Below are 26,995 nucleotides of genomic sequence, written 5' to 3'. Positions count from 1 at the left end.
ACATTTCTCGGCGAATTGAAAAGCAATAGGCAAACATAACCTGCTGTGATATAATATACATGGTGAAAAGTGAGCTTTTCTTCCTGTCAGGCACAAAGCATTCAAAAAAGATTGAAAGCGTTTCAATTGTCGGGAGGTAGGAGAAATGAACCAATTAAAAGGTGAAGTAGTAGATGCAGTTTCACAAAACGGCAATCTAGGCGATTACGAGAAAGCCCGGGAATCGTTCAATTGGGAAGAGATAGAATCCAATTTTTCCTGGTTCGATACGGGCAAAGTGAACATGGCTTACGAAGCGATCGACCGCCATGCCGAATCTTCCAGAAAAGACAAAGTTGCCCTCTATTATAGCGACCAGCAGAGAGACGAGTCCTATACCTTCTCTCAATTGAAAACGAAATCCAATCAATTCGGGAACGTGCTGCGCAAGCTTGGTGTGAATAAGGGAGACCGTTTCTTTATTTTCATGCCGCGTACCCCGGAACTGTATATGGCGCTTCTAGGAGCCATCAAGATCGGTGCGGTAGTCGGACCGCTTTTTGAGGCATTCATGGAAATGGCGGTACGCGACCGTCTTCAGGACAGCGAAGCTGTCGCCATTATTACGACCCCCGCACTCGTTCACCGTATTCCAACGGCCGAGCTACCTAATCTGAAGCATGTCATTGTCGTCGGTGAAGATCTTGATCTGCAGGAAGGCCAAGTTGATTTCCACAAGGAAATGGCGCAGGCGTCCGAAGAACTCGACATCGAATGGGTAGACCGCGAAGACGGGTTGATTCTGCACTACACATCCGGTTCGACAGGCAAGCCTAAAGGCGTTTTCCATGTACATAACGCCATGGTTCAGCATTACTATACGGGCAATATTGTCCTTGATCTTAAAGAAGACGATGTATATTGGTGTACGGCCGATCCTGGCTGGGTTACCGGTACATCTTACGGTATTTTCGCCCCTTGGCTTAACGGAGCTACGAACGTAATCCGAGGCGGACGTTTCAGTCCGCAGGACTGGTACAATACGATTCAGAAATACGGCGTGACCGTCTGGTACAGCGCTCCGACCGCTTTCCGCATGCTGATGGGTGCCGGAGACGATGTGGTCAGCCAGTTTAATCTGTCCTCGCTCCGCCATGTACTGAGCGTAGGGGAGCCTCTTAACCCGGAAGTCGTCCGTTGGGGGCTGAAAGTATACGGCCAGCGTATTCACGACACCTGGTGGATGACCGAAACAGGCGGCCAGCTCATCTGTAACTATCCGAGCATGCCGATCAAGCCGGGCTCCATGGGACGTCCGATTCCGGGTGTGGAAGCCGCCATTATCGATGACAGCGGCAATGTTCTGCCGCCAAACCGAATGGGTAACCTCGCGGTCAGAACACCTTGGCCGTCCATGATGCGCAAAATTTGGAACAACCCTGCGAAATACGAAGAGTATTTCAGATTAACCGGCTGGTATATATCCGGGGATTCCGCTTACATGGATGAGGACGGGTACTTCTGGTTCCAGGGCCGTATCGACGACGTTATTAACACCGCGGGCGAGCGGGTAGGCCCGTTTGAAGTGGAAAGCAAACTGGTCGAGCATCCGGCCGTTGCGGAAGCGGGTGTTATCGGCAAGCCGGATCCGATGCGCGGCGAGATCATCAAAGCGTTCATCGCGCTTCGCGAAGGATTCGAGCCATCCGATGAACTTAAAGCGGATATCGCCAAGTTTGTAAAAGAAGGCTTGTCTGCACACGCATCTCCTCGCGAGATCGAGTTTAAAGACAAACTTCCTAAAACGCGCAGCGGTAAAATCATGCGCCGTGTGCTCAAAGCTTGGGAACTTAACCTGCCGACAGGCGATCTGTCGACGATTGAAGATTAAGAGAGGAAAGAGCGGCCTGGCGGCCGCTCTTTTTTTGCTCTTATTAACTTCTTTTTCAAGGGTTCGGTTTCCGTTCTGATGCAAATTCCGCGATTCCGCTTGATAGAAAAGCCAAAAGAAAAGCCAAAAGAAAAGCCTGGAGAGCCCCCAAGCAATCAAGCTTAGCAGACTTCACGGGCTTTTCTTTTAAGGTTATTTGGCGCGGCCCTTGTGGGCTTAACGAGCCGCATATTTTACCGCGGAAGACAACCGGGATTCTCCGGCATCGTTCACGGCCGAGACTTTGTAATACCCGTCGTGTTTTACGGACGAGATTGCGTATTCGGCAGAGAGAGCGGCATCGATCTTTTTGTAACTTCCGTCCGCTTTCTCGGCAAAGTAAACATTGTAGCGTTTCACTTTATCTTTGGAAGAATTCTCGTTCCATTTCAGCCTTAATCCGCTGCCGCTTCCTTTGGCGGTCAGTCCTGTGGGAGAGGACGGTGTCTGTTTGGAATCCGTTTCCTGGTCGGAACCGCCGTTCCCTCCGTTTTGACTGCCCCCGTCTGATCCGCTGCCTCCGCCTCCGGGTACCAATCCGGAGTCCATGGAGGAGCCGGAGCCCGTCGAAGAGGATTTTCCGGGACCGGATTCCCGTCCGGCTACGTCAACAGCCGTGACATAGTAGGATTGAGCGGAGGACGGACTGACGCTGTCCGTAAACTTGCTGTCGCTTCCGGTCATGACGACCTTGCCCGTCTGCCGGATGTAAGGACCGCCGTTGTCGGAACGGTACAGCCGGTAGCCGACTACATCGTTGTTCCCGCTTGGCTGGAACGTGATGACAACGGAGCCGCCCGATTTGGTTGCCGCTACTCTCGAAGGGGCACTCGGATCGCTTCCGTCATCCTTGCGCGGATCGATCTCGGATGGCGCGTCCTCGTCGTAATCTTTCGGTTTGTAGAAGTTGAGCGAACGGCGGTTTTTGGCCGGAAGTTTGTTAAGAACCGCAGAGAGTTCTTTCAGCAGGGAATTGACCGACTTCTCGCGGACTATAACAACCTTCGATTTTACCATATCGCCGGGAGTCTGGTCCTGCGCAATATAGTTAATGCCGTTGTATTCGATGGTACTCATGGATTTCATCGAGTTATCGACGGTTTTAGGGATGTATTTGCGGTTAAACCAATCCGTCACCACGTGTCCGGACTGCCGGTTCAAATCGCTCGGAAGCTTGCCGGACACGTCGGAAACGGTCGCCCGAACAACCGTAGAAGGCCGTTCAAACGAGGTGTCCGGGAACAACTCGGGTTTCTTCTCGACGGCGGCGTTCATAATGAGTGACCACATGTTCATGGCACGCTGAGTCCCGGCTTTGCTGAGCTTGTTCACCGGAAGCTCGTAACCTGCCCACACACCGACCGTAACGTTCGGAGTATACCCCATGAACCAGGCATCGGCATCGTCCTGCGTAGAGCCGGTTTTACCGACCACCGGTATTTTGCCGTAAAATTTAAAGCTTTTCTTGATACTTGTCGCCGTTCCTTCAGTTATAACGGTTCTCATCATGTCCGTAATCAGGTAGGCTGTCTCCTCGGAGAAGACACGCGTTGGCTTCATTTCGTGCTCATAAATCACTTTGCCGGTCGAATCCGTAATTTTACGGATCATAAACGCTTCGTTGTACAGTCCTTTGTTGGACATGGCCGCATAAGCACCGGTCATATCCTTGACGGTCACGCCGTATTTAAGACCGCCGATTACACCCGTTTGAGCATTGTAATCGTCTTTTTCAATTGTAGAGATTCCCAGTTTCTTGGCGAACGTCCAAGCTTCCTTAATCCCGACGGTGTCCGTGAACAGCTTGATCGCCGGGATGTTGTAGGATTGGTTCAACGCCTTGCGGGCAGTGACCAGTCCGTTGTACTTGTCGTTCCAGTTCTCGGGAATGTGGTAGCCTTTCCCTCCGTCTTTCAAAATGACGGGCGAATCGTCGATAACGCTGGCCGGCTGGATTTTGCCGATTTCCATGGCGGGAATGTAAGCCGCAATCGGCTTCATCGTGGAACCCGGCTGCCTGACGGCCTGGATTGCGTTGTTCATCTGCGATTTGTTGAAATCGCGGCCTTCGATCATTCCGAGAACGGCGCCCGTTTTACTGTCCATCATGACCGCTCCGACTTGTTCCTCGCCTTTTTTGGAATCGGTCGGGGAATAGTTCTTCGCTTCTTTGCCGATCGTCTGCATGGAGTCATAAATCGTTTTGTCTATGCTCGTGTAAATCTGGTAGCCTCCGCGCAGAAGCTGGGTATGCATAGCCTTGGAAGCTTCGTTGTAGGCGGCCGCATTTTTTTCGGGATCGAGGTCCGGATTTTGCTGCGTAAGAAGCAAATTGACGGCTTCCTTCTCGGCTTCAATCATGAGATAGGGGTAGCTGGCATATGCTTTTTGCTGGCGCTTGGCAAGAGAAGCTTCAATATCGAAGGCGAGTGCCTCATTATACTGCGCTTCGTTTATTTTGTTTTCCTCGCGCATCCGCTTCAACACAAGCTTCTGGCGTGTAATCGCGTTTTTGAGGCCCGTCGGATTGGATGCGCCGCTGCTCGTGTAAGCCGAGTAGTTGCTCGGCTGCTGGGGCAGGCCGGCAAGGTAAGCTGCCTGGGCGACATTCAGCTGATTCAGATCGTCGATGTTAAAGATGCCTTTGGCGGCGGCTTTAATGCCGAACAGGTTATAGCCCGTGGCTCCGTTACCGTATGGGATTTTATTTAAATAGGCCAGCAGAATCTCGTCTTTGGATAAAAGTCTTTCCATCCTCAGGGACAGCAGGATTTCTTTGGCTTTACGCCCCGCATCCCGGTCCAATGTCAGAAAAACGCGTCTGGTCAGCTGCTGGGTAATCGTACTCCCGCCGGTTTGTACGTCTTCGTTCAGCAGTTTCTGCGTTACGGCACGGGATAAGCCTTTTACGTCAACCCCGTAGTGTTTGTAAAAATCGTTATCTTCAATCGCGAGCACCGCATCGAGAACGACTTGAGGAATTTCCGCCAATTCGGCAAGCCGTCTGTCTTCTTCCGTACGAAGCTGTCCGATAACCGCATCGTCGTTAAAATAGACAAAACCCGTGATGGCGTTCTCTTCGATTTTTTTACGCATTTCCTCTTTATTCCGGACGGGTTCGTTTTTGACAAGAGCGCTTACGTAACCGAAAGCGGCGGCTCCCCCCATAATTCCGACAACAAGAAATGCCATAAACAACCACTTAACCGTATGAAAGGTGACTTTAAGCGTTTTTCGGACTCCCGGATTTTGTAAAAAAGAAAGTTTTTTTGCCATATTACCAGGATTCCTCCTTTAATAACCGCCTCAATTATAGCACAAAGCCAAAATCTTGAATACCGTTGTGACTTTGGCCTTAGGTACTGCGGATTGACACCGTTTGTTTCTTTATGATATAAATTTAAGGAACTGGATATTAATCAAAATGCGTCGATGGACTTCAGTAGCGGGAAGATGCAGGGAACAGAGAGCCGATGGCAGGTGCGAATCGGTGCCGGTCTCCTCAGCGAAATACCGTCCGGAGCAGGGATTGTGAACACGAGAGCAGCCGGCCGGATCATTCGGAGCGGCTTGACGACCGCGCCGCCTGGACAGGATGGGGCGGAAGTTTCTTTCAGTAGCTTTCTTCCGGGATCTTTCCCGTTATCCGAATGGAGTGAAAGCGCCCGCCCGGCCCTATGCCGGTGAAGGTGCTTTAATTAGGGTGGTACCGCGAGTTTAAAGCCTTCTCGTCCCTTGTGGACAGGAAGGCTTTTTGTTATGCAGCGATAAAACTTCAGCGATGAGAGGGATGGAAGCAAGATGACGATGAAAGACACATGGGAAAAGTTATCGGCCGAGCAGAAGGCCGAAGCGGAGCGCCAGGTTGAGATCCTGCGCCGCGGAGCGGTTGAAATTGTGCCGGAGGAAGAATTGAAGCTGAAAATCGCCGAGTCCCTTGCGGACAACCGGCCGCTCAAAATCAAGCTGGGTCTGGACCCTTCCGCGCCGGATATTCATGTGGGCCACACCGTTGTGCTTCACAAGCTCCGGCAGTTCCAGGAACTGGGGCATCACGTGCAGCTTCTGATCGGGGACTTCACTGGCCGTATCGGGGATCCTACGGGAAAATCCGAGACGCGCAAGCAGCTGACGGAAGAAGATGTGAAGAGGAATGCGGAGACGTACAAGAAGCAAATCTTCAAGATCTTGGATCCGGAGCAGACCACCGTTTGTTACAACTCGGAATGGCTCAGCCCCCTGACTTTTGCCGATGTGGTGGAGCTGTCCGCCAAATTGACGGTTGCCCGCGTGCTGGAGCGCGACGATTTCTCCAAACGCTACACCTCCGGTCAGCCTATCCACGTGCACGAGTTTTTCTACCCGCTTATGCAGGGCTACGATTCCGTTGCGCTGAAATGCGACGTGGAGCTTGGAGGCACGGACCAGAAATTCAACCTGCTTATGGGACGCACCCTGCAGAAGGAGTACGGCGTACCGACCCAGGTAGCGATCATGATGCCGCTGCTTGAAGGGCTTGACGGCGTAAACAAGATGAGCAAGAGCCTCGGCAACTACATTGGGATCGATGAGGCGCCTAATGAGATTTACGGCAAAGCGATGTCCGTGCCCGACGAGCTCATGCTGAAGTATTACGAGCTGGCGACGGATCTGAGCCATGACGAGTTCAGCGCTCTCCGTGCGGGAATCGAAGACGGCAGCGTTCACCCTCGAGACGCCAAAATGCGGCTGGCCGCTACGTTTGTACGCATGTACCATGGCGAGGAAGCCGCCCGCGAAGCGGAGCGCCACTTCGTCACGGTATTCCAACAGCGTGCACTGCCGGACGACATCGAGGAAGTCGAGCTTGCGGCCGGAGAGCTTGAGGAAGGCGGAATCCGCCTGGTCAAGCTGCTCGTCACGCTGGGCCTGCAGGCGACCAACGGAGAAGCGAAGCGCAGCATTCAGCAAGGCGGTGTCCGTTTGAACGAAGAGAAAGTAACCGACCCGAATGCGGCGGTAGAAGTGAAGGACGGCGATATCCTTCAGGTAGGCAAGCGCAAATTCGCGAAAATCAAATTAGCTTAATGCACGCTGTATACTTCCTCCGGAACATTCGGGGGAAGCACAAAAAAGAGCCCCGATCCGGAGATCGGGGCTCTTTTGCAGTCGAACCTGACGGTTGACTAGGAAAGACGGTTGTAGAACTCGACAATTTGCTTCTCGTCGATCTCTTGCGGAAGCTCGGAACGCTCTGGCAGACGAACGTATTTACCTTCCACAGCCGCTTCGTTGAATTCAACGTAAGCCGGGAGGTAGTTACGGTTAGCCAGTGCTTCTTTAACTACGGAGAGACCGCGGCTTTTTTCACGAAGACCGATCACGTCGCCGGTTTTAACCGAGTAGGAAGCGATGTCGACTTTTTTGCCGTTTACAGTCACGTGACCGTGAGCAACAAGCTGACGCGCGCCTGCACGGGAGTTGGAGAAACCAAGACGGAATACGAGGTTGTCCAGACGGCTTTCAAGAAGCTGCATGAACATTTCGCCTGTAATCCCTTTTTGCTTCGAAGCAAAGCTGTAAAGGTTACGGAATTGCTTCTCGTGTACGCCGTACATGAGACGAAGCTTTTGTTTCTCTTGAAGCTGCATGCCGTAGTTGCTCATCTTCTTGCGTTGTCCCGGGCCGTGTTGACCTGGAGGAAACGGACGCTTGAGTTCTTTGCCGCTGCCGCTCAGAGAAATACCGAGACGACGGCTGAGTTTAAATTTAGGACCTGTATAACGTGACATATGGATGTTACCCCTCTTCAAATGTTATTTTGGATAGATGGGCAGATCACGTGATAGTTTCGCCGGCGGACGCGAAGGGCGTCCTCTGAGAAGCTTGTTCAGCCGCAGGCTAATCAGCAGCGAAGCTATAGAGGGTGAGTCACGAAAATCTCCCGATAACCTTTTGTACTCGACTACTTATTTTATGCAAAAAAAGGACATATGTCAAGTGCAACCCTCCGTATAAACTCTTGGAAAAGATAGTGCATAACTACTAAAAATTTAGTATCATTAGGAGTATACTTCTTAATTATTCGGAAGTGGAAAAGGAGTTGTCTATGAGCGACAAACTTCACCACCCCTTAACATACTATCCCGTCAAAAACGCGAAAAAGCTTGATGAATCAAGCCTTGAGCCCTATGTTCTCCATCTTGGCAGGCAGGGCGGCGTTCTGTCGCAGCGCGACGAACTCTATCAGCTTTTCAAAGAATGGATAGGCCGGTCGGCTCGGTATCTGCGTAATTTTAATGGTTCTTTGGAACTATTTGATTCTTACGGTCAAATTATCGGATTTTACACCGCGGAAAATTTTTTGCACCCTCTTTACCGGGACGGAACAGCATGGACGAAGGAACTGCTCGAACAGACCGCTTTCTTGCGGTGTAAGCGCCACCAGAGTCTGGTTACCGTCGACGGTTCCGAATATAACGAAGGGGCGCTGCGCGGCTGCGTAACCTGCGCCGCTCCGCTGTACAGCTTATCCGGCGAATGCGTCGGAACGATCGGCATCCTTGCCGGAGCCGTCGAGGATCACGCCCTGCTGGAGGCGCTGCTCGAGTCTCAGATCCTGTCGCTGCAGCAGTTCAGCATGAGCGCCCATTCTAACCGCACGGCGCTCTCCCTGTCGGGGCAGATCAACCGCAGCGAGCGGGAGCTCCGCAAATGGGAGATGCTGTTCGAGATGACGAATAAGCTGCATGCCCAGATCGACGTTAACGCCGTTCTTACGGTCGTGATCGACTGCATCCAGGAACTGTATCCGTTTGTCGTACTGGATTTGCTGCTTTCGCAGGACCATCATAACGGAGCTCTTCCCTTCAAGCTTCTCCGCTACCAGCATGGCGAGAAAGACATCTGCGCCAACGCGTTTCTGGAAGGCGAACTGTTCGTCTACGAAGAAGAACTGGGGGACGGAATCCGCCGCAGGGAAATCGCGGCTCCTCTTTCGGGAAATCAGGGCGTATACGGAGTTCTTCATCTTAAATATACGTGCGATACGGTCGATCCGGCAGAGCTGTCCTTTATAACCCTGCTCGCGGACGCGGCCGGAACGGCGTTCGAGAATGCGAAACTCTACGAGCATTCGAATCTGCTGGTCAACGAGCTGCGGCTCATCAACGATATGACCCAGAAGCTTACTCAAAGCTTGAGCCTTCACGAAATCTTCGATTTCGCCTGCGAAGAGCTTACGGATATTTTCAAAGGGGACTTCTGCTGTATACTCCAGAAGGATGGAGAGAAAGATCGGCTTGTCGTCAAAGCAAGCAACTTCGACCCGTTGCATTACCAGCATCTTGAGATGGGGACAGGCTACTCGGGGCTCGTTTACGACAGGAAGGAAGCCGTCATCGTTTCGGATTACGACCCGCGATTCCACGTTTCATCGAAGCTGATGGAATCGTCGAAATCGAGATCGCTGATGGCGGCCCCGATTCTCGGAGGGGGAGAGGTGCTTGGCGTTATCCTGGTCGCTCACCGCGAACCCCACTATTTCTCCTACGATAACTTCAAACTGCTTCAGGCGCTCTGCAGCCATATCGGTCTGGCCATCACGAACGCGACTTTGCACGCCGAGCTTCAGCGGCTTGTCATCATGGATCAGCTGACCGGTTTGTATGCGCGCCATTATTTGAATAATCAGGTGCAGGAGATGCAGAAGAAAGATTTCTGCGGGTCCCTGATCGTAGTGGATATCGATTATTTTAAACAAGTGAACGATACATACGGCCATCAGGTCGGCGATCAGATTCTTATGCAGGTCAGCGGTATTCTCGCTTCAAGTATCCGCGACACGGACATCGCTGCCCGCTGGGGCGGCGAAGAGCTGGCCGTATATTTACCGAAGGTCGGGAAACAGCAGGCTCTCCGCGTCGCCGAAAGAATCCGCGAAAGGGTCATGAACGAGACGCGTCCCGGAGTAACCGTGTCCTGCGGAGTTTCGGACTGGTTCTGGGAAGATGATAAAATCAGCGTGGAATCTCTGTTCTACAAAGCCGATATGGCCTTGTACCAGGCCAAGCATGATGGCCGGAATCAAATCGTTATGGATCAAAGCCGCTCCTTCACTTCGTGAGGAGCGCTTTTTTTATGCCAAAGCGGCTGAATCTAGGCAGTGCCCGACCTCGAATATTACATTAAATGCCACGAAATAATGCCTCGTGCGGTAATTTCATCGGTTAAAAGGTAACATGCCGCGTAATAATGGGCCTCATAGTTTACATCATCCCAGAAAATGTTACAATAAAAATGTCAGGAGGATGGCGAGTTTGAAATGGCTTACATTTTTTCGTACCAAACGATTTATTTATGGGATGACGATAGTACTGGTTATTATTGCCGTTCTTTCGCTTCTATATAGAAAATCGGCCTGGAGGCATACAGGCATGTCTATGGAGCAGTTGACTCCATGGCTTATTTCGCTTGGCATGCTGGGCAAAACTCTGGGTATAGCCTTGGTCTATCTTCAAACCCTGTTTCCCTTCGTACCGTTCGTGCTCATAGCGGGTGCCAACGTTGCGCTGTTCGGAATCAAATGGGGTTTTGTGGTGAATTACGTGATGTCGGTGCTCGGCAGCGTGACGGCGTTTATTATCGCCCGCTATTTTGCCCATGACTGGGTCGAAAGAAAACTGAGTTCCAAACCGCTCGTACAGCAGTTCAACAAGAAGCTGGAGCATCACGGTTTTTTGTACATCCTAATGGGGAGGCTAATTCCCGTCATTCCTTCATCAGCCATCAGCTTTGGTGCCGGTGTCACTCCGGTAACGTTTCGCCAGTTCGTACTGGGGACGACGATCGGCAAAATTCCGATGGTGCTGCTGGAATCCCTGATTGCCCATGATTTATTTCATTTCAAAGCCTATAAGGGCAGATTATTCGTTCTGCTTGCCATTTTTGTTATTCTGATGGTACTCGGTAGTTTTTTCAAAAAACGGCTGGATGCCCGGAAGCAGGACAAGCCGTCCTCATAACCCGGGGAGATACAGAACCGGCTACTCATTTCAAGGAGGAAACGAAGTTTATGCGCGATCCGAGAATTCAACAGCTTGCGGCCAATTTGGTCCAATATTCACTTGATGTTAAGCCAGGAGAAAATGTATGGATCGAGATGTACGGTTCTGAACGGGAACTCGTCCGCTGCCTGGTTGAAGAAGTTTATGCCCGCGGCGGTAAGCCTTACGTGGATCTGATCGACCGGCGCGTACTCGGCTCCCTGATTAAATCCGCTACGAAGGAACAAATGCAGGAGTGGGGAGAAGCCGATCTTGCCCGCATGAAAAGAATGGACGGTTACATAGGAGTAAGAGCGGGAGAGAACGTGAACGAATGGGCGGATGTGCCCGAAGAGCAGATGAAACTCTACAGCCTCTACTATCAGAAGCCTGTTCATTTGGAGCAGAGAATCAAGCATACCCGCTGGGTGGTGCTCCGCTATCCGAACGCTTCCATGGCGCAGTTGGCCAGCATGAGCACGGATGCTTTCGAGGATTTCTATTTCGATGTCTGCAATCTCGATTACGGCAACATGGACGGGGCGATGGATCCGCTGAAGGCTTTGATGGAGCGGACCGACAAGGTGCGGCTGGTAGCGCCCGGTACCGATCTGACTTTTTCGATCAAAGGAATTCCGGCGATCAAGTGCTCCGGTCAAAATAACATTCCGGACGGGGAATGCTTTACGGCACCTGTACGCGATTCCGTAAACGGGACCATCACGTTCAATACGCCTTCGATTCAGTCGGGTGTTACGTTCGACAACATCTCGTTCCGTCTGGAGAACGGCAAAATTGTGGAAGCGACAAGCAGCGACACGGCGCGCATCAACGAGGTACTCGATATGGATGAAGGCGCCCGTTATATCGGAGAGTTCAGCCTGGGCTTTAACCCTTATATCCAGCATCCGATGAAAGACATTTTGTTTGATGAGAAAATCGCCGGAAGCTTGCACTTCACCCCCGGACAAGCCTATGAAGAAGCGGATAACGGCAACCGTTCCTCACTGCACTGGGATCTTGTTCTGATTCAGCGTCCGGAGTACGGCGGCGGAGAAGTGTGGTTTGACGACGTGCTTATCCGGAAAGACGGCCGTTTCGTGATTCCCGAACTTCAGGGCCTGAATCCCGAAAATCTGAAATAAGCCCTTTTAGAACGTGCAATGGAAAAAGTTGTTGCATGTAAGGGGTTTCATCGTGTAACATGGAACTATATGACGACGTTGAACCGTATAGGAGGAATGCTTCATGCCAAGTGCCAACAATGCAGCGATTGTGGAAATTTCCCAGACTGCGAATCAGTTCAGATCTTCCATCGTACTGCAATACGATAACAAGTATATTGATGTTAAAAGCATTCTGGGTCTGTTCACGACACTTCTGAGCTCCGGCAACTATGAGCTTCATGTTCACGGACCGGATGCGGAAGAAGCCAAGAAAGCAATGGGCGAAGTATTCGCCAAGCATCAGCTGGCCATTCAAATCGTGGAAGACTAATCCGAGAAATAAGGGCGTCCCGGCTGCGGGGCGCTTTTTTTATATGGCGGGAAAAGGAAGGCGAAGGCCCTTTCTCTTGTAACTTGGCTTATTTTCGTCTATATTAGACTTAAGGCGTAGGAATCTGTACAGGGGGGAAAAGAAGGATGTCTTCATCGGATTTGCTGGTGAGCTTGAACCAGAAAGCACTTAATCTTCTTGAAGAAGATGCATATAAAATCGAAAAGCTGATCGAAATTCAAATGGAAAACTTGACGACTCGTCAATGCCCTTTGTACGAAGAGGTGCTCGATACACAAATGTACGGGTATTCGCGGGAGATCGATTTCGCAATCCGTGCAGGACTTATTCCCGCCAATGTGGGTAAGGAACTGCTGAATAAGCTTGAGCGTAATTTGGCGAAACTGTATGAAGCCTTAAATAAAAAGTAACCCACACCAGGCGGGTTACTTTTTTTGTTGATTATATAGGAATGTTCATTAGACGAGGAAGAACACTACACCGAGGATCAGGTAGACCGCCAGCAGAAGGACCCCTTCATACCAGTTGGAGGAACCGTCCTGGGAGATGGATTTCGAGATTATAACGGCTACCCCGATGGCAACCAGCTCGTAAGTGGTGAAGACGATGTCCATTGTGTTTCCCATGAAGAAGCTCGAGAAAATAAGAACCGGAGCTACGAATAAAGCAATCTGGAGCGAACTCCCGACCGCGATTTCTACGGCGGCTCCCATTTTGTTCTTCAGAGCCATCATAACCGCGGCGCTGTGCTCGGCCGCATTCCCGATAATCGCAATGAGGAAGGCGCCGACGAACAGTTCGGAGAGTCCGAATTGGGATGTGAATTCTTCCAGCGTTCCGACGAGCCACTCACTTTCGAAGCCCACCATAACCGTGGCGAGAATAAGGAAGAGGATCGACGTCCGTTTGGACCAAGCCGGCTCGCTGTGTTCGACAACTTGATCGGAGAGTTCTTTCTTGTGCGTCACCATCGAGAAAATGAGCCACAAAATGTAAGCGACAATCAGGACGCCGGCCACGATCAAGCTCATCTGTGTCGTTTCTTTCTGGGTCAGACTCTTTGCAAACACCGCCGGAATGAATAAGGCGATCACGGCAAGTGTCATCAAGGAGGCATTATGCGAGGCCAGCTTGATGTTAAAATTTTGTTCCTTGAACTTCAGACCGCCCGCCAGCACGCTCGCACCAAGAACGAGTAGAAGATTACCGATAATGGCTCCCGTTAAACTGGCTTTCACTACATCGAACATGCCGTCTTTGACAAGAAAGAAGGCAATGATAAGCTCCGCGGCATTCCCGAAAGTCGCATTCAGGAATCCACCCATCCGGTCACCGGCGTAGTGGGCGACGCTTTCGGTCGCTTTGCCCAGAAATCCGGCCACAAATAGGATGGCCAAACACGAGATCGCGAACTGGATCGTCGTGCCCCAGTGCATATAATGCGCGACGGCACTAAGTGCGAATGTGACAATTAAACCGATATTGAACAGGTTCTTTCTCAAAAGCTATCCCTCCGCTTAAGGTTAAGTATCTTACAGGTATGTACGCTTTAAATAATATACCCACAAATGGCAATGTTGTAAAATAAGATTTCCGCTATATAGAAAATATCTTCTTCCTTCCGCCTGTGAGGCGTTTGGTTGCTTTCTCAATTGCCAGCAATTACAATAAGGATAACGATTGCTGAAGGAGTGATTCGGGATGGTCGAAGAAATTCAAACGGGTAATATACGCATTTCAGACGATGTGGTCGCTACGATTGCCGGCCTGGCTGCTTTGGAAACACCGGGAATCGCCGCGATGTCCGGCGGAATATCGGAAGGATTCGCCAAACGTCTGAGCGGTAAAAATGTTCAGCGCGGTGTCTCTGTAGAGGTCGGACAAGTGGAAGCGGCCGTCGATCTCCGGGTCATCGTCCTTTACGGCAGCAAGATCCAGGACGTATGCAGAGAACTGCAGCTTAACGTGCGCGAAGCGGTGGAGAACATGACGGGACTCCGCATCGTGGAGGTTAACGTCAAAGTCGAAGGCGTTTCTTTCAAGGAAGACGAAGCCGTATCGCTAGACGATCCGCACCGCGTGAAATAATCCGGTTCCGGCCCGGCTGCCGGGCAGCGTACATACAAAAAAAAGGATGCCCGAGGGCATCCTTTTTTTTGTCGTACACACTGCCTGGAATGAAGGAGAGGACGCAATTAGCGGTATACGCGCGTAGTCTGCGTAACCTTCTCGACCTTCTCCTTCTTCTCCAGCCGGTTCTGCTCGCGGGAAAGGCTGAGCATGATTCCCATGCTGATCAGCGTGACCATCATGGATGATCCCCCGTAGGAGATGAGAGGAAGTGTAACCCCGGTCATAGGAAGGGTTCCCGTTACCCCGCCGATGTTGATAATCGCCGTAATTCCGATCATGGTCATGATGCCGACGCCGGTCAGCATCCCGAACCGGTCCGGACACCGGACGGCAATGACCAGTCCGCGCCACAGGAAGATGATATAGACCAGAAGGAAAAGTATGCTTCCGATCATGCCGAGCTCCTCGCCGATAATCGCGAAAATAAAGTCCGTGTAAGGCTCAGGCAGGTAGAGCTTCTGAATGCTCTGTCCAAAACCGGCCCCGGTAATGCCGCCATGCCCGAAAGCATAAAGAGACTGCATGACCTGAAAACCGCTATCCAGCACATCGTCCTTCGGATTCAAGTAAGCACTGAAACGTTTCATTCTTAGACCGACATGATCGGAAGCGGATTTAAAATTAAACAGAAAATAGAAGCCGAGAAACACCGTAGCGGCCAGTCCGCCTGCCACCCCCAGGGAAAACAGGTGCTTCACACGGGCGCCTCCTACGAAGATCACCACGCTGGCACAAAGGATAAGAATAGCGGCCGAACCGACATCCGGCTGGAGAATAATCCAGAAGGCGATAAAAGCCGTAATGACAACAGCCGGCAGAAGGCCCTTTTTCATATGCTGGATATTGTCGCCCTTCTTGCTGATCAACTGCGCCAGATAAACGATTATGGCGAGCTTGGCAAATTCGGCGGGCTGGAGGCTGAACGATTTTCCGAGCGGGAGCCAGCTTCTGGAGCCGTTAATTCCTTTGAAAAAAAGGACGGCTACCAGCATGGCGATCACAACTAGAAAGCCGGGCTTGACCCAGTTTTTCAGTTTGCTGTACCGGATATTCATGCAGAACAGCATGCCGAAAGTCCCGACTACGGCAAATAAAATCTGTCTGGTCGCAAAATACCAAGGATTGTTGAACTTGGTCGATGCGTATACCGAGCTGGAACTGAAAACCATCACGAGGCCGAAGCAGACCAATGCGAAGGTCAAGAAAAGAAGCAGAAAATCTGGCGTTCCTCTGCGCGGGGTACTCAAGTGAGTCTCCTGTTACGCCAACAGTTGTTGAAGTTGGGACAACTTCTGCTTCGCTTTATTCAAGATAGCGTCCGGAATCGGGGATTCATAGTCGAGACCGTGCGGGAAAGTAGCTCTTCCTATGTATGCTTCTTCGATGTACAGAATCGCGTAAGGAGATTCCAGCTTGCCGGATTCGGCACGTGTGTTCACACGCAGGTAGTAGTCGGATTTTGTCGTCGGGTCTTCCATTTTCAAATCATAAGTCGCACGGGTATATTCCCACTGCCCACGTACAAAACCGAGTTTGGATGTTACTTCGTCGAGGTGGGCAAGATCGCTTTTCAGGCCTTTAAACCCTTTGGTTTCAATAATCAATTCAGACGCCTCCAATTTCTATACATTCTTTAACCATGATAGTATGTTTCCCTACGTCTTGCAAGTAAGAGCAGACCCGGAATCGTGTAAAATAGTTCTCGGTTTGGCGGTGAAAGACGTGGGGGGATTTGGTACAATGAAAGGAAGGATCGTATCAAATACGGGGGCGGGTGATACCATGATCAGACAGGTTGTGGAACTGGATAAAGAGTGGGAAGCGATGTACGAGACGATGGTATCCTGGAGAAGACATCTCCATCAGCATCCGGAGCTCTCTTATAAGGAAGTCAATACGGCAGCGTTCGTAGCGGAAAAGCTTACCCAGTGGGGGCTTGAAGTCCGCACGGGAATGGGCGGAAACGGACTGGTAGCCGATCTTCAAGGGGACGCTCCCGGACCTACGGTCGCTCTACGGGCCGATATGGATGCACTGCCGATACAGGACGAAAAACAGTGCGACTACGCATCGAAGGTTCCCGGCATCATGCATGCTTGCGGACACGATGCGCATACGTCCACTCTGCTTGCCGCCGCGAAAATATGGAGTACGCGAAAAGAGAGGTTGAAGGGCAGAATCCGGTTTATTTTTCAGCATGCGGAGGAGATTACCCCCGGCGGAGCCGCTTCCATGATAGAAGCGGGTGCCCTTGAAGGGGTGGACGTTATATACGGTGTACATTTGTGGACCCCTTTGGCTTACGGGGTTGTGGGATCGACCCCGGGTGCGATGATGGCCGCCGCCGATGAGTTTCATTTTGAAATCCGCGGCAAAGGCGGCCACGGGGGGATGCCTCATCAAGCGATTGACAGCGTTGTCATCGGCTCGCACACGGTCGTGAATCTGCAGACCATCGTCAGCCGGACGGTTAGTCCCATCGAGTCCTGCGTGGTTACGATCGGTTCCATAAACGGCGGAACCAGCTTCAATGTCATTGCGGAAACCTGCAAAATGAAAGGGACGACCCGGACGTTCGATTCCGATCTGAGGCTGCAGGTGAAAGAAAGAGTCGAGGAAATTGTGGCTTCGACCTGTAAAATGTACGGAGCCGAGTCGGTCATGGACTACCGGTTGGGGTATCCGCCATTGGTCAATCACACTGGCGAGTTCGAGCGGTTCCGGCAAGTCGCCTCCGGCATGCTTCCGGAAGACCGCGTTCTTACGATTGAGCCGGTGATGGCCGCCGAAGATTTCGCGTATTACCTTCAGCAAGTGCCGGGCTGCTTTATTTTCGTGGGAGCCGGGAACCCGCAGACGGGTGCGGACTATCCGCATCATCATCCGAAGTTCGATCTGGATGAGAGGGCGATGCTGACCGCCGGCAAACTGCTGACGAGAATGGCTCTGCATGTTTTGGACGAAACGGGGACACGCTAATTCCAGCCTTAATATAACTTGCCGTCTTGCAAGTGAAGGAGGAATTTTCGTGCCTACAGTCAGAGATGTCATGTCTACAGACTGCGTAACCGTAACGCTGCAGGATAACGTATACGAAATCGCGCTTAAAATGAAGCAGCACGATATCGGGTTCATTCCCGTCGTGGAAGGAAGCAAGCTGATCGGCGTCGTAACCGACCGGGATCTGGTTGTCCGAGGCTATGCGGAGAAACACAGCGGATCCACGGCCGTTAAGAAAGTCATTTCCGAACAAGTAACGACGATCTCGCCGGAAACGGATGTACAGGAAGCGGCCAAACTAATGGCCCAGCACCAGGTACGCCGCCTTCCGGTCGTCGAGGACGGCAATCTGGTCGGCGTAATCGCGATCGGAGACCTTGCGGTGCGGGATAAGCTGGAAGACGAAGCGGGAGAAGCGCTCAGCCGCATTTCGGAAGGCCGGAGCACGTCCTCGAACAAATGAATGCTGCTCGGCAGCCAAAAAAAGACGCACCGGCGGCCGGTGCGTTTTTTCTGGTTATAAAAAAGGTTATCCGGCTTTACGGAAGCCGGCCTTCTTGGCGTCGTTCTCCGTGCAGAACATCGTTTCCGCTTGCGTCTGCTCGTACGATGCGCTCCCTGGAACGTGATAAATTTTTTCTTTCTTCGAATTGATATTGCCCTTGATTTGAGGAGCGGGGCAGGCCGCGGTTTGTTTGGAGTCTTCCGGATTTTTGCCGGAGCTGCCGTTTTTGGAATCGTCGGTTTTGGTGGCGGATGAACTGCTTTTAGCGCCCCATAAGCCCTTGTTCTTGGATCTGGCTTCTCGCTCTACTTTTACAAAACGATCGGAGAACATTACATTGGGCTGAATGGTCATCACGTTGGCATACCCCTCCTGGAGGAGAAGTTCGTTATACATGACGGACTCCCCTTCAATAAAGACGTAGCGGAGCAGCCGGCCGTATTTATCGGTATCTCCGGCATCGTTGAACATATAGACGGTTGCCCCGGTCAACCGTTTCTTCGTATAGTCGGACGCTTCCTTGCCGTAAGTTTCGACAGGGCTGTTCGGCTTGACGGTTTCAGGCGTGTTGCAGCCGATCAGCCGCACTTTTTCCCCGTTCTCCAGCTCGAACGTATCGCCGTCCACTGCTCTTTTGACCTTGGCTGTCGACATTTTCTGCGTTTTGAGCTCGGGATAGCGGGCAAGGACGGTTTCTTTAAACGACCCGGAATCCGTGTTTTGTTTGGCGGAGCCGCAGGCTGTAAGAAATAGGGCGGCAAGAATAAACAGAAGAAGGGCTTTTTTTGTGTTCATTTTTGTGTTCATGAGATCAATTCCTTATTGTCAGTTTGAATGCTTCTTTTTGGAAGAGGAACCTAGCTATTATACAATGCTCCGAAATGGAGCACAAATGATGAAGCAGCGTTTATTTCGTAGAGGTTCCTTTCATACTAAGAATAGGAAAGAGAGAATTCGGATACAAAGGAGGCCTCGCCGTGAATCCGGCACTTGACAATGCGCTAATCGTTCAACAGGACCTCACTGTGCTGGCGGAGGCGGATCATGAGCGTTTCGAGTCGATCCGTGCGGAGCTGGCGCTTTTTGCGGATCTGGTTAAAAGTCCTAAGCATCTGCATACCTACAAAATAACCCCCCTATCCCTGTGGAATGCGGCGGCTTCGGGTCTGCGGAGCAGCGATATTATCCGTTTTCTGAAGCAGGAGTCCAAATATGGCATTTCCCGCCGCATGGAGGATGAACTTCTCTCTATACTGGGCAGATACGGTCTGCTTCGGCTTGTTTCCGATAGGGGCAGGCTTTATCTCCAATCCGGAGACATGGGTTTGTTGGCCAAACTGAGCGGTTTGAAAGAGTTCCGGCGGTTTTTCGAACGGGAAGACGAAGGCCCCCCGGAAACCGTTCAGAGCCCCTCGTTGGCAGTCCGGCCGGACATGCGAGGCGTCATGAAGCAGGAGCTGATCCGGCTCGGGTATCCGGTCATTGATCTGGCGGGCTATCATGCGGGAGAAGAACTCCCTGCCGAACTTAGGGGAGTAGAGCTGAGAGATTATCAGCGCCAAGCGGTAGAGTGCTTTCATCCGGCCGGCGGTTCGGACGGAGGCAGCGGAGTGCTCGTTCTGCCCTGCGGAGCGGGAAAAACGGTCATCGGCATCGCCGCGCTGACCAAACTCAGCTGTGCGGCACTTATCCTGACCACGAATGTGACATCCGTCCGACAATGGATCAAAGAGATTCTGGGCAAGACCAGTCTGGAAGAATCTCTGGTCGGCGAATACAGCGGGGACGTCAAGCTTGTCAGGCCCGTCACCATCGCAACGTATCAAATTCTTACCCACCGGCGTGAAAAAGGGGGTGAACAAGCTCATATGGAGCTGTTCAACAGCCGCGACTGGGGGCTCATTATCTATGACGAGGTACATCTTTTGCCCGCACCCGTTTTCCGGGCGACCGCGGATATTCAGGCGACCCGGCGGCTCGGACTGACGGCAACCCTCGTACGCGAGGACGGACGCGAAGAAGATGTTTTTTCGCTGATCGGGCCCAAACTGTTCGATATGCCCTGGAAGCGGCTGGAGCAGGAAGGGTGGATCGCACGGGTTACCTGTACGGAGGTCGGCGTGGAGCTGCAGACCGGTGAGCTGCAGAGCTACTACGAGGCGGACAAAAGAAGCCGGTTCCGCATAGCAGGGGAAAACTCCCGCAAATTTCTCGCGTTAACGCGTCTGTTGGCCCGCCATGATGGAGAAGCGATTCTCATTATCGGTCAATATCTGGACCAGTTAAAAGAAGTTGCCCGGAAATTAAACGTTCCGCTTATTACCGGCGAAATGCCGCAGGCGGACCGGCAGCGGCTCTATGAAGCTTTTAACTCGGGGCTTGTCCGGATTCTCGCCGTTTCGAAGGTGGCTAATTTCGCCGTCGATCTTCCGGATGCTTCCGTCGCCATCCAGCTTTCGGGAAGCTACGGTTCCAGACAGGAAGAGGCTCAGCGCCTGGGGCGCGTACTCCGGCCCAAGAAGGGGAACAACGAGGCTTTTTTCTACACACTGGTCAGCAGAGGGACGAGCGAGCAGGAATATGCGCTTAAACGGCGGATTTTTCTGCTGGAGCAGGGGTATGAGTACAGGATAGAGGAGGACGGGAGCGATGAACTATGCACAAGTGTTCGATAAAATGCCGCCGGCGGTTTCCAAACAGCTGCTTGGCCAAGATTGGATACGAAGCGCGGCGGCACATGGTTTGGAGGCCCGGGAAGCCTTCGGAAGTGAGGAGCTGCTCAGAAAGCTCAGGGGTAGGCTGCATCCCGATGAAGAGAAGCTGCTTCGGCTGATCGTCGTCCGCTTCGGGAGCCGGGCGTTTACACCGGCAGAGCTTGAGAAGGAAACGGCGGACTGGGCGGGGGCTTTGGTTAAAACGGCCCTCACGGGCCTGCGCAGACGGGGGCTGATCGCAGCCTTCCGCAAGTCGTGGGGCGACCGGCTTTTTCTGCTTCCGCAGGATGGGCTGCGGGGGTGGCTGGCCGTGTTTTTCGATCCCGGCGTTGACGACGGGGACAAGAGCGAAGGGGAGGGGGCGCCTGGAGCGCGGAACGAGAGGGAGAACCGGAACCAGACAGTGAACCAGACCGTGAACCAGACCGAGAACCAGACCGAGAACCAGAGAGGAAAACAGATCCAGACCGTGAACCAGATCCAGACCGAGAAGCGGAGAGTGAACCAGACCGTGAACCAGACCCAGACCGAGGTCCGTAATCCGTCTCCGGCAGCGGATCTGCCGACCCCCTCAACCGCGCAAGCATACGGGCGCGGCGGAGGAGCGGGCAGCCCTTGGAGTATCGACAGCGGCGATAGCGCCAAGCTGCAGCAGCTTTACGAGCAGGGCGACAAGCCGCGCCAGGGACTCGCGCTGGACTTGTTTCTCCTGCTCAATTATGCGGCTCTGCATGAACTGCCGCTTACACAGCGCGGAGCTTTGCACAAGCGCCACGTACAGAAAATGACGGCGCTTCTCGGCTTTGGCGAAACCGACCTCGCCGGCTGCGGGTTCCAATTCGCGCATGCCGATACCTATCCGGTATCACTGGCGGCAGCCTTGGATTTTTTGCAGCGGCTGGGGCTTCTGTACCGTAGCCGGGACCGGCTCCTTCTGCACAAGTCCCGGCTCCGTGACTGGCTCGCCACGGATGAGGCGGTTCAAACGGAAATGTTGTACCGGCTTTGGACGGAACACCGTTTTCCCGAAGAAGTGGAGCTGCAGCACGCGGTATGCCTGCTCGAAAAGCTCGCAACCGGCACCAAAATACGGCTGAGCCGCCTGGCAGCCGAGCTGAACAGACGGGAAGCGCTGACCGGAGAAGAGGAGGAGAGAGCGCGTTTTTCCCTCCAGTTGGTCCAGAAATGGCTTCAGCCTCTGCGGGCGTTCGGATGGCTCGACTGGGAGCCGGAAGACAGCGGGGACGTATCGGTGAGCTGGCTTTATCCCGTACGGTGCGGACAGAGAGTGAATGAGGAACAGAAAACGGAAAAATCGTCCGCCTTTCTATACATACAGCCGGATTTCGAGGTGATGGTCGCGCCGGAATGTCCGTTTACGGTACGTTGGGAAATCGCCCGGATCGCCGAGCTCGTGAAAAGCGACCGGATGGCCGTGTACCGCCTGACCAAAGAAAGCGTCCAAAGAGGGGCGGATCGCGGAATTCCGGCGGAACATGCCCTGGAAATTCTCGAAAGTCATGCCCGCCACGGTGTGCCGGAAACCGTCCGGCTTACGATCACCGCTTGGGGCGATCAGTACGGCCGGGTTGTCCTAGGGGATGTGACTCTTCTGCGCTGCGCGGACGCCCAGCTGGCGGAACAAATCTCACGCCATCCGAAGATCGGAAGGCTGCTGCTTGAAAAAATCGGAGACGCTGATTTTATCGTTCCGGCGGGCAAAATGACCGACATGATGAAGCTGCTGGACGCAGCGGGTTTTTCTCCCCGCCAGGCGGCCGATTTTCAGGACGAAGAGGAAGCGCAGGGTCCGGATGGAGATCCGGAAACAGAGACGCTCAAAGGGATTGTGTACGATCAGGACCCTGTCCAGTACCTCGAACTGGAGACCCGTCTGCCATCTGTAGATGAAATGTATCCCGGAATGAGGGATATTCCTGCAGTCTGGTATCAGGAAAGCAGGGGATACCATCCGTCGACCACTCTTAAAATCGTGCGGCAGGCGATCTCCTGGGGAGCTCTTGTTTTAGCCGAGGCCGAAGGCAGTGAAGCGGCGGTATGGATTCCGCGCCAGGCCGTGGAACGGGGGGAAGAGCTGATCATTGAACTGTTGGACGACATAGGCCGTAAAAGGACTGTTCAAGCCGGCCGTATCAGCCATATCCGCATCCTTTTGCCCGGAGTGTCCGGGGTTAAATTTTGTTAAGCTTGATTTATGGAAAATTATGTAATATAATTTGTTTTGTGCGAATCATTTCTTTATTTTGTAACACCAGGAAGCTCGAAAACCCTCTCTTTTTCTGAGAAATCTCCAATAAAAGTCACCCCGGATGCTTTCAAAAAATGGAGAAAGTCCTAGGGAACTATGATATGATAGGGGAGTACGTAGGAAACACAAAAGGAAGTGATCGATTGTGAGTGTGGCGGAAGCCAAGACGATGGATATGTCGTCCATTCTTATGGGCGCGTATCAGGTGGGCGATCTCATTAACAACTCTGCCGAAGTGGCGGATTATCTATATTGGAAGCAAGCGGTGGAACAGGATTTCGAGGCGCAGAGGCTCGTGAGAGAGTTCAACAAAGCCAAAGATTTGTTCGAGGAATGCGAACGTTTCGGTCATTTCCATCCCGATTACCATGCCGCACTGGAAAAAGTCCAGGCCGTACAGTCCCGGCTTGAGCAGGTGCAGAGCATAGGCAGCTTCAAGGAAGCGGAGGAGCGGCTTGACCAATTGCTCTATACGATATCCAAAACAATCGCGACCGCCGTATCCGATACGATCAAAGTTCCCGGCGGGCTCGACACCGGATCGGGCAGCTGCGGAGGCAACTGCGCATCGGGCGGGAGCTGCTCCAGCTGCGGATAATCACTGCAGAGCCGGGCAAGCGGAACCGGGGGCTAAGCCCCCTCGCGGTTCCCGTACCACCAACCTTGACAATCCAGAACGTCTCTTTTACAGGAGACGCTAATAGCTGATTTTAAAAAAAGCCGTGCCTGCGGGAGATTCCGCGGACACGGCTGCTGTTTAAGTAAGCTTGAAGTCGGCTTGAATGGAGCCTACGACGGTGCCCTGCCAATTCGTGACCTTCGGCTCACGAAATTCCGCAAGGACTTCCATCTCGTGCGCATGCAGCAGACCGAGCTGGACAAGCGCTTCGAACATCGCACAGTAAAGCGCTCTCTGGGCGCCGTCCTCGATTTTTAGGACAAGGCCCAGTCCTTCATCGGGCACGGTGACGGCGAAGAGGCCTTCGGCGCCCATCTTCCCGATGATTCTGCCGCCGGTCGCCTCGGCCAGCCGCGTGTCGAAGCGGTCGCTTCCCGCGAGGTAGGAAGGCTCCCGCCGGATGGCCGCAATGATGCGGCGGCATGCGTCCGTGCGCTCGGCGGAGAGGCCGTCGGGCTTGCCGAGACGCGCGTAAGCGAGCGCGAGGCGGTCGATGGCCAGCCCGAACACGGGCACGCCGCAGCCGTCTACGCCCAGAGGAATATCCTCGGGGGCAAGGCCCGCCATTTCGGCGACGGCCTGGAGCATCTGGCGCTGCACCGGGTGCTCGGGCGACATGTAATGCTCGGTGCTAACGCCGAGCTTAGCCGCCAGAGAGAGCATGCCGGAGTGCTTGCCGGAGCAGTTGTTGTGCAGGGGCGTGGGAGCTTCCCCCTCCTGACGCATCTGCCGCGAAGTCGGCTTGTGGAACGGATAGTGCGACCCGCATTGCAGATCGTCCGCTTCCGCACCCGCTTTGGCGAGAATGGAGCGAGCCGTGCGGACGTGCTGGGCTTCCCCGTTGTGGGAAGCGCAAATCAGAGCGATTTCGGCGTCCGTGAAGCCGAAGTCGGAGGCCGCGCCGGATTCGAGAACGGGCAGCGCCTGGATCAGCTTTGCGGTGGAGCGAGCGAATGTAACCGCGTGCGGATCGCCCAGGCTGTGAAGAAGGCGGCCCGTATGATCGACGACAGCGATATGGCCGCGGTGAATACTTTCTGTAATGGGCCCGCGAATGACGCGGGCAATGACAGCCGAAGAAGCCGACATTAGGATCATCTCCAACCCGTAAAATAAAATCAGTTTATCAAAAGCGAATACTGCTAAAGGAGTCAAACGACATGATAACGGAGCGAACCGGACTTATCATATGGGTGACTGATTTGAAAGCCGCCAAAAATTTGGAGCGCTTCGGATCTGTGCACTACATGTCCAAGAAAATGCACTATGTGGTGCTGTATATTCATGCCAGCCGGTATGACGAAACCGTACGCCAACTTCAGAAGCTGGCCTACGTACGCAAGGTGGAACGTTCTTACCGCGGTGAAATTAAAACCGAGTACGAAAGCCACGGTCCGGACAAATCAAAATTTTACACACTGTAGAGCAAAAGAGCAAATGTGTTTTTACGGATAGAGCCCGTTTTTGACCGAAGGTCAACTCTTGCCTGCGCTGCAACGGGGACAAGCATTCTGAAATCTTATTTCGCCATCTTTGCCATTTATGAGAAGATTGATTTTTTTGTTAATTTTGAATTTTCTACAGTTGTGTGACATTTTTTCTTGTGCCGCGCCATATTTTAAATTAAGTGAGCGTTTTTATTTGGAAATATTTAAATATTGAGTTACAATGGTGAAAACCAGTAGGTATAAAGGCCTAAACGCTTGGAGAGGAGTTGTGATTCATGAGGGACAAAACAATGGACCGCTGGAGCACGTACGAACCTTTTTATGTTAACCTGAACGACAAAAAAATTGCGGACATTGTGATCACGAATCACGCTCGTCTCCGCTGGGCGGACCGGGTCGAAAGCGAGAAAACCGGCTTCGAGGACATTTGCGATTTTTTATGGGAGAAACTGAAAGACGGACAGATCGCTTCGTATTACAAGAACGAGCAGGATGTTTATCTCGTGGACGACGATCTGGTGATGGTCGCCGAATTTTCCGTAATCGAGAATGAGACCGATATTGCGGGCAATCCGCTCCATAAAATGATTATCGTAACCTTCCTCGGCAGAATGTCGGAGACCATCGAGCTGCGCGACTTGAAGTCGTACTACTCGTGGCTCCGCCACTCCCGCCGGATGACGCTGATCAAGAACAGCCGCAAGCGGCGGTAACTCCGGCAGATGAAGGATTTACGGCGCGGCGAAGAGCATGCCTGCATTTTGCAGGCATGCTCTTTTTTCCATCTTATAAATGCTATAATAAATGCGGAGAAAGGGCGGCGATGACGATGGCTCTGAATTTTCATCAGCTTCACATCTTTTACACGGTAGCCGAAAAAGGCAGCTTTTCGCACGCCGCTCAGGCGCTGCATATGACGCAGCCCGCGGTAACGATGCAGGTGCAGTCCCTTGAGGATCACTTCGGAATCAAGCTGTTTCACCGCTCCACCAAAAAAATCGAATTGACGGAAGCGGGAAGGACGCTGATTCCTTATGCCCGCAAGTGCGTCGAGCTCATCCGGGAAACCGAGAATGCCATGACGGGCTTTACGGCTATGGCCGAAGGACGGCTGCAGCTCGGAGCCTCCTTGACGATGGGAGAGTATATCCTGCCCCGTCTGCTGGGACCTTTCCGCAAAGAATACCCGAATATTTCGGTTGCGATGAAAGTCATGAATACGACGCAAATTCTGGACGAAATTTTTGCCCATCAGCTGACGTTCGGTCTTGTCGAGGCTCCGATCCAGCATCCCGATGTCCACACGGAAGCCATTTTGAGCGATGAGCTGAAGCTCATTGTTCCTGCGGGGCATCCGCTGGCGGAGATGGATACGATCCGTATGGAAGACGTTTTCCAATACCCGTTCGTGCTTAGGGAAGAAGGCTCGGGGACCCGGCGTGTAATGGAAGAAGAGCTGGAGCGGGCGGGCATCCCGTGCAGCCGAATGGACATTGTCATGGAACTGGGCAGCACGGGAGCGATCAAATCGGCGGTAGAGGCCGGTCTTGGCGTTTCTATTTTGTCGCAATCTTCGGTTAAACATGAAGTCCGACTCGGCATATTAAAGGTAAAGGAAATCGAAGGCGTGTCTTTTTCCCGCAGTTTTTACGCGATCTATTTGAATTCGACCCTTCTGCCGCTGTCGGCTGTGAGCTTTTTAACTTTTATGCGGCGCGACGATCTGGTCAAATGGCTTTAGAAACGGACACTAGCATCCCTATAGAGATGACCGGATATACTTCGCCGGAGAAAAAG

General features: G+C 52.6%; 23 protein-coding genes and 1 other annotated feature. Of the genes, 16 read left to right on the top strand and 7 right to left on the bottom strand.

All coding sequences use genetic code 11. From position 1 onward, the window contains the following. Positions 1–145 precede the first annotated feature (145 nt). Positions 146–1,870 carry an acetate--CoA ligase gene (gene acsA / locus AC58P5_RS06270; RefSeq protein ID WP_497385226.1) on the top strand — a complete coding sequence of 575 codons (1,725 nt, stop codon included), beginning with the start codon at positions 146–148 and terminating at the stop codon, positions 1,868–1,870. A 216-nt stretch (positions 1,871–2,086) separates the two neighbouring features. Here the strand turns inward: acsA and AC58P5_RS06265 are convergent, their stop codons facing one another. Beyond that, the gene (locus tag AC58P5_RS06265; RefSeq protein ID WP_497385225.1) at positions 2,087–5,185 is read right to left on the bottom strand and encodes a transglycosylase domain-containing protein; all 3,099 of its coding nucleotides are present in this window, start codon (positions 5,183–5,185) and stop codon (positions 2,087–2,089) included. A gap of 144 nt (positions 5,186–5,329) precedes the next feature. Beyond that, positions 5,330–5,648 (top strand) — a binding site (T-box leader). Positions 5,649–5,716: 68 nt separating this feature from the next. Here AC58P5_RS06265 and tyrS point away from each other — a divergent pair. Next, the gene (gene tyrS, locus AC58P5_RS06260; protein WP_497386037.1) at positions 5,717–6,976 is read left to right on the top strand and encodes a tyrosine--tRNA ligase; all 1,260 of its coding nucleotides are present in this window, start codon (positions 5,717–5,719) and stop codon (positions 6,974–6,976) included. A gap of 98 nt (positions 6,977–7,074) precedes the next feature. On the opposite strand, the gene rpsD is transcribed toward tyrS, so the two are convergent. Then, positions 7,075–7,680, bottom strand: coding sequence for a 30S ribosomal protein S4 (rpsD, locus tag AC58P5_RS06255; protein WP_497385224.1), 606 nt, complete (start codon positions 7,678–7,680; stop codon positions 7,075–7,077). Between the two features lie 317 nt (positions 7,681–7,997). Here rpsD and AC58P5_RS06250 point away from each other — a divergent pair, with 317 nt between their 5' ends. From AC58P5_RS06250 to AC58P5_RS06230, 5 genes are all read left to right on the top strand, one after another. Continuing rightward, positions 7,998–10,013 carry a diguanylate cyclase gene (locus AC58P5_RS06250; RefSeq protein ID WP_497385223.1) on the top strand — a complete coding sequence of 672 codons (2,016 nt, stop codon included), beginning with the start codon at positions 7,998–8,000 and terminating at the stop codon, positions 10,011–10,013. A gap of 193 nt (positions 10,014–10,206) precedes the next feature. Next, a complete protein-coding gene (locus AC58P5_RS06245; protein WP_497385222.1) occupies positions 10,207–10,911 on the top strand; it encodes a TVP38/TMEM64 family protein in 705 nt (234 codons plus the stop codon). A 50-nt stretch (positions 10,912–10,961) separates the two neighbouring features. Further along, complete coding sequence (locus AC58P5_RS06240; RefSeq protein WP_497385221.1) at positions 10,962–12,077, top strand: aminopeptidase; 1,116 nt, start codon at positions 10,962–10,964, stop codon at positions 12,075–12,077. Positions 12,078–12,180: 103 nt separating this feature from the next. Continuing rightward, a complete protein-coding gene (locus tag AC58P5_RS06235; RefSeq protein WP_497385220.1) occupies positions 12,181–12,429 on the top strand; it encodes an HPr family phosphocarrier protein in 249 nt (82 codons plus the stop codon). Positions 12,430–12,575: 146 nt separating this feature from the next. Continuing rightward, a complete protein-coding gene (locus AC58P5_RS06230) occupies positions 12,576–12,860 on the top strand; it encodes an Fpa/YlaN family protein (RefSeq protein ID WP_042232658.1) in 285 nt (94 codons plus the stop codon). A gap of 48 nt (positions 12,861–12,908) precedes the next feature. Here the strand turns inward: AC58P5_RS06230 and cax are convergent, their stop codons facing one another. Then, complete coding sequence (gene cax / locus AC58P5_RS06225) at positions 12,909–13,952, bottom strand: calcium/proton exchanger (protein ID WP_497385219.1); 1,044 nt, start codon at positions 13,950–13,952, stop codon at positions 12,909–12,911. A 199-nt stretch (positions 13,953–14,151) separates the two neighbouring features. Here cax and AC58P5_RS06220 point away from each other — a divergent pair, with 199 nt between their 5' ends. Next, entirely contained in the window at positions 14,152–14,538 is a 387-nt protein-coding gene (locus AC58P5_RS06220) for an Asp23/Gls24 family envelope stress response protein (RefSeq protein ID WP_497385218.1), read from the top strand. A 107-nt stretch (positions 14,539–14,645) separates the two neighbouring features. Here AC58P5_RS06220 and ftsW read toward each other — a convergent pair whose 3' ends face one another. Both ftsW and AC58P5_RS06210 read right to left on the bottom strand, forming a co-directional pair. Next, positions 14,646–15,830: a putative lipid II flippase FtsW gene (ftsW, locus tag AC58P5_RS06215; protein WP_497385217.1), complete on the bottom strand. Its 1,185-nt coding sequence runs from the start codon at positions 15,828–15,830 to the stop codon at positions 14,646–14,648. A gap of 12 nt (positions 15,831–15,842) precedes the next feature. After that, positions 15,843–16,187 carry a YugN family protein gene (locus tag AC58P5_RS06210; protein ID WP_103993723.1) on the bottom strand — a complete coding sequence of 115 codons (345 nt, stop codon included), beginning with the start codon at positions 16,185–16,187 and terminating at the stop codon, positions 15,843–15,845. 178 nt (positions 16,188–16,365) lie between these two features. Between AC58P5_RS06210 and AC58P5_RS06205 the strand changes: the two genes are divergently transcribed. Next, a complete protein-coding gene (locus AC58P5_RS06205) occupies positions 16,366–17,562 on the top strand; it encodes a M20 metallopeptidase family protein (protein WP_497385216.1) in 1,197 nt (398 codons plus the stop codon). Positions 17,563–17,611: 49 nt separating this feature from the next. Further along, a complete protein-coding gene (locus tag AC58P5_RS06200) occupies positions 17,612–18,046 on the top strand; it encodes a CBS domain-containing protein (RefSeq protein ID WP_497385215.1) in 435 nt (144 codons plus the stop codon). Between the two features lie 66 nt (positions 18,047–18,112). Here AC58P5_RS06200 and AC58P5_RS06195 read toward each other — a convergent pair whose 3' ends face one another. After that, positions 18,113–18,895 (bottom strand): thermonuclease family protein, encoded by a 783-nt coding sequence (locus AC58P5_RS06195; RefSeq protein WP_497385213.1) that lies wholly within the window; start codon positions 18,893–18,895, stop codon positions 18,113–18,115. A gap of 170 nt (positions 18,896–19,065) precedes the next feature. On the opposite strand from AC58P5_RS06195, the gene AC58P5_RS06190 reads away from it, so the two are divergent. The 3 genes from AC58P5_RS06190 (at position 19,066) to AC58P5_RS06180 (ending at position 23,669) form a co-directional block, all read left to right on the top strand. Further along, on the top strand, positions 19,066–20,763 hold the full coding sequence (locus AC58P5_RS06190; RefSeq protein WP_497385212.1) for a DNA repair helicase XPB: 1,698 nt from the start codon (positions 19,066–19,068) through the stop codon (positions 20,761–20,763). Further along, on the top strand, positions 20,738–23,008 hold the full coding sequence (locus AC58P5_RS06185) for a helicase-associated domain-containing protein (RefSeq protein ID WP_497385211.1): 2,271 nt from the start codon (positions 20,738–20,740) through the stop codon (positions 23,006–23,008). The genes AC58P5_RS06190 and AC58P5_RS06185 overlap by 26 nt, the downstream gene beginning before the upstream one ends. A 208-nt stretch (positions 23,009–23,216) precedes the next feature. After that, positions 23,217–23,669 (top strand): YlbF/YmcA family competence regulator, encoded by a 453-nt coding sequence (locus AC58P5_RS06180; RefSeq protein ID WP_497385210.1) that lies wholly within the window; start codon positions 23,217–23,219, stop codon positions 23,667–23,669. Positions 23,670–23,828: 159 nt separating this feature from the next. On the opposite strand, the gene AC58P5_RS06175 is transcribed toward AC58P5_RS06180, so the two are convergent. Continuing rightward, positions 23,829–24,839: an asparaginase gene (locus AC58P5_RS06175; RefSeq protein ID WP_497385209.1), complete on the bottom strand. Its 1,011-nt coding sequence runs from the start codon at positions 24,837–24,839 to the stop codon at positions 23,829–23,831. Positions 24,840–24,910: 71 nt separating this feature from the next. Here AC58P5_RS06175 and AC58P5_RS06170 point away from each other — a divergent pair, with 71 nt between their 5' ends. The 3 genes from AC58P5_RS06170 to AC58P5_RS06160 all read left to right on the top strand — a co-directional run bounded on the left by AC58P5_RS06170 (position 24,911) and on the right by AC58P5_RS06160 (position 26,939). Then, entirely contained in the window at positions 24,911–25,174 is a 264-nt protein-coding gene (locus tag AC58P5_RS06170) for a YlbG family protein (protein WP_009672616.1), read from the top strand. A 299-nt stretch (positions 25,175–25,473) separates the two neighbouring features. Further along, entirely contained in the window at positions 25,474–25,911 is a 438-nt protein-coding gene (locus AC58P5_RS06165; protein WP_497385208.1) for a hypothetical protein, read from the top strand. 116 nt (positions 25,912–26,027) lie between these two features. Then, the gene (locus AC58P5_RS06160) at positions 26,028–26,939 is read left to right on the top strand and encodes a selenium metabolism-associated LysR family transcriptional regulator (protein WP_497385206.1); all 912 of its coding nucleotides are present in this window, start codon (positions 26,028–26,030) and stop codon (positions 26,937–26,939) included. Positions 26,940–26,995: the final 56 nt, after the last annotated feature.

This window comes from Paenibacillus sp. JT31N7 (assembly GCF_059692095.1).
This window is presented reverse-complemented; position numbering and strand designations above follow the sequence as displayed.

Excerpts from the sequence above, each read along its gene's own strand:
- acsA (WP_497385226.1), top strand. The coding sequence starts at position 146 with ATGAACCAATTAAAAGGTGAAGTAGTAGATGCAGTTTCACAAAACGGC.
- AC58P5_RS06265 (WP_497385225.1), bottom strand. The coding sequence starts at position 5,185 with ATGGCAAAAAAACTTTCTTTTTTACAAAATCCGGGAGTCCGAAAAACG.
- tyrS (WP_497386037.1), top strand. The coding sequence starts at position 5,717 with ATGAAAGACACATGGGAAAAGTTATCGGCCGAGCAGAAGGCCGAAGCG.
- rpsD (WP_497385224.1), bottom strand. The coding sequence starts at position 7,680 with ATGTCACGTTATACAGGTCCTAAATTTAAACTCAGCCGTCGTCTCGGT.
- AC58P5_RS06250 (WP_497385223.1), top strand. The coding sequence starts at position 7,998 with ATGAGCGACAAACTTCACCACCCCTTAACATACTATCCCGTCAAAAAC.
- AC58P5_RS06240 (WP_497385221.1), top strand. The coding sequence starts at position 10,962 with ATGCGCGATCCGAGAATTCAACAGCTTGCGGCCAATTTGGTCCAATAT.
- AC58P5_RS06235 (WP_497385220.1), top strand. The coding sequence starts at position 12,181 with ATGCCAAGTGCCAACAATGCAGCGATTGTGGAAATTTCCCAGACTGCG.
- AC58P5_RS06230 (WP_042232658.1), top strand. The coding sequence starts at position 12,576 with ATGTCTTCATCGGATTTGCTGGTGAGCTTGAACCAGAAAGCACTTAAT.
- AC58P5_RS06220 (WP_497385218.1), top strand. The coding sequence starts at position 14,152 with ATGGTCGAAGAAATTCAAACGGGTAATATACGCATTTCAGACGATGTG.
- AC58P5_RS06205 (WP_497385216.1), top strand. The coding sequence starts at position 16,366 with ATGATCAGACAGGTTGTGGAACTGGATAAAGAGTGGGAAGCGATGTAC.
- AC58P5_RS06195 (WP_497385213.1), bottom strand. The coding sequence starts at position 18,895 with ATGAACACAAAAATGAACACAAAAAAAGCCCTTCTTCTGTTTATTCTT.
- AC58P5_RS06185 (WP_497385211.1), top strand. The coding sequence starts at position 20,738 with ATGAACTATGCACAAGTGTTCGATAAAATGCCGCCGGCGGTTTCCAAA.
- AC58P5_RS06175 (WP_497385209.1), bottom strand. The coding sequence starts at position 24,839 with ATGTCGGCTTCTTCGGCTGTCATTGCCCGCGTCATTCGCGGGCCCATT.
- AC58P5_RS06170 (WP_009672616.1), top strand. The coding sequence starts at position 24,911 with ATGATAACGGAGCGAACCGGACTTATCATATGGGTGACTGATTTGAAA.
- AC58P5_RS06165 (WP_497385208.1), top strand. The coding sequence starts at position 25,474 with ATGAGGGACAAAACAATGGACCGCTGGAGCACGTACGAACCTTTTTAT.
- AC58P5_RS06160 (WP_497385206.1), top strand. The coding sequence starts at position 26,028 with ATGGCTCTGAATTTTCATCAGCTTCACATCTTTTACACGGTAGCCGAA.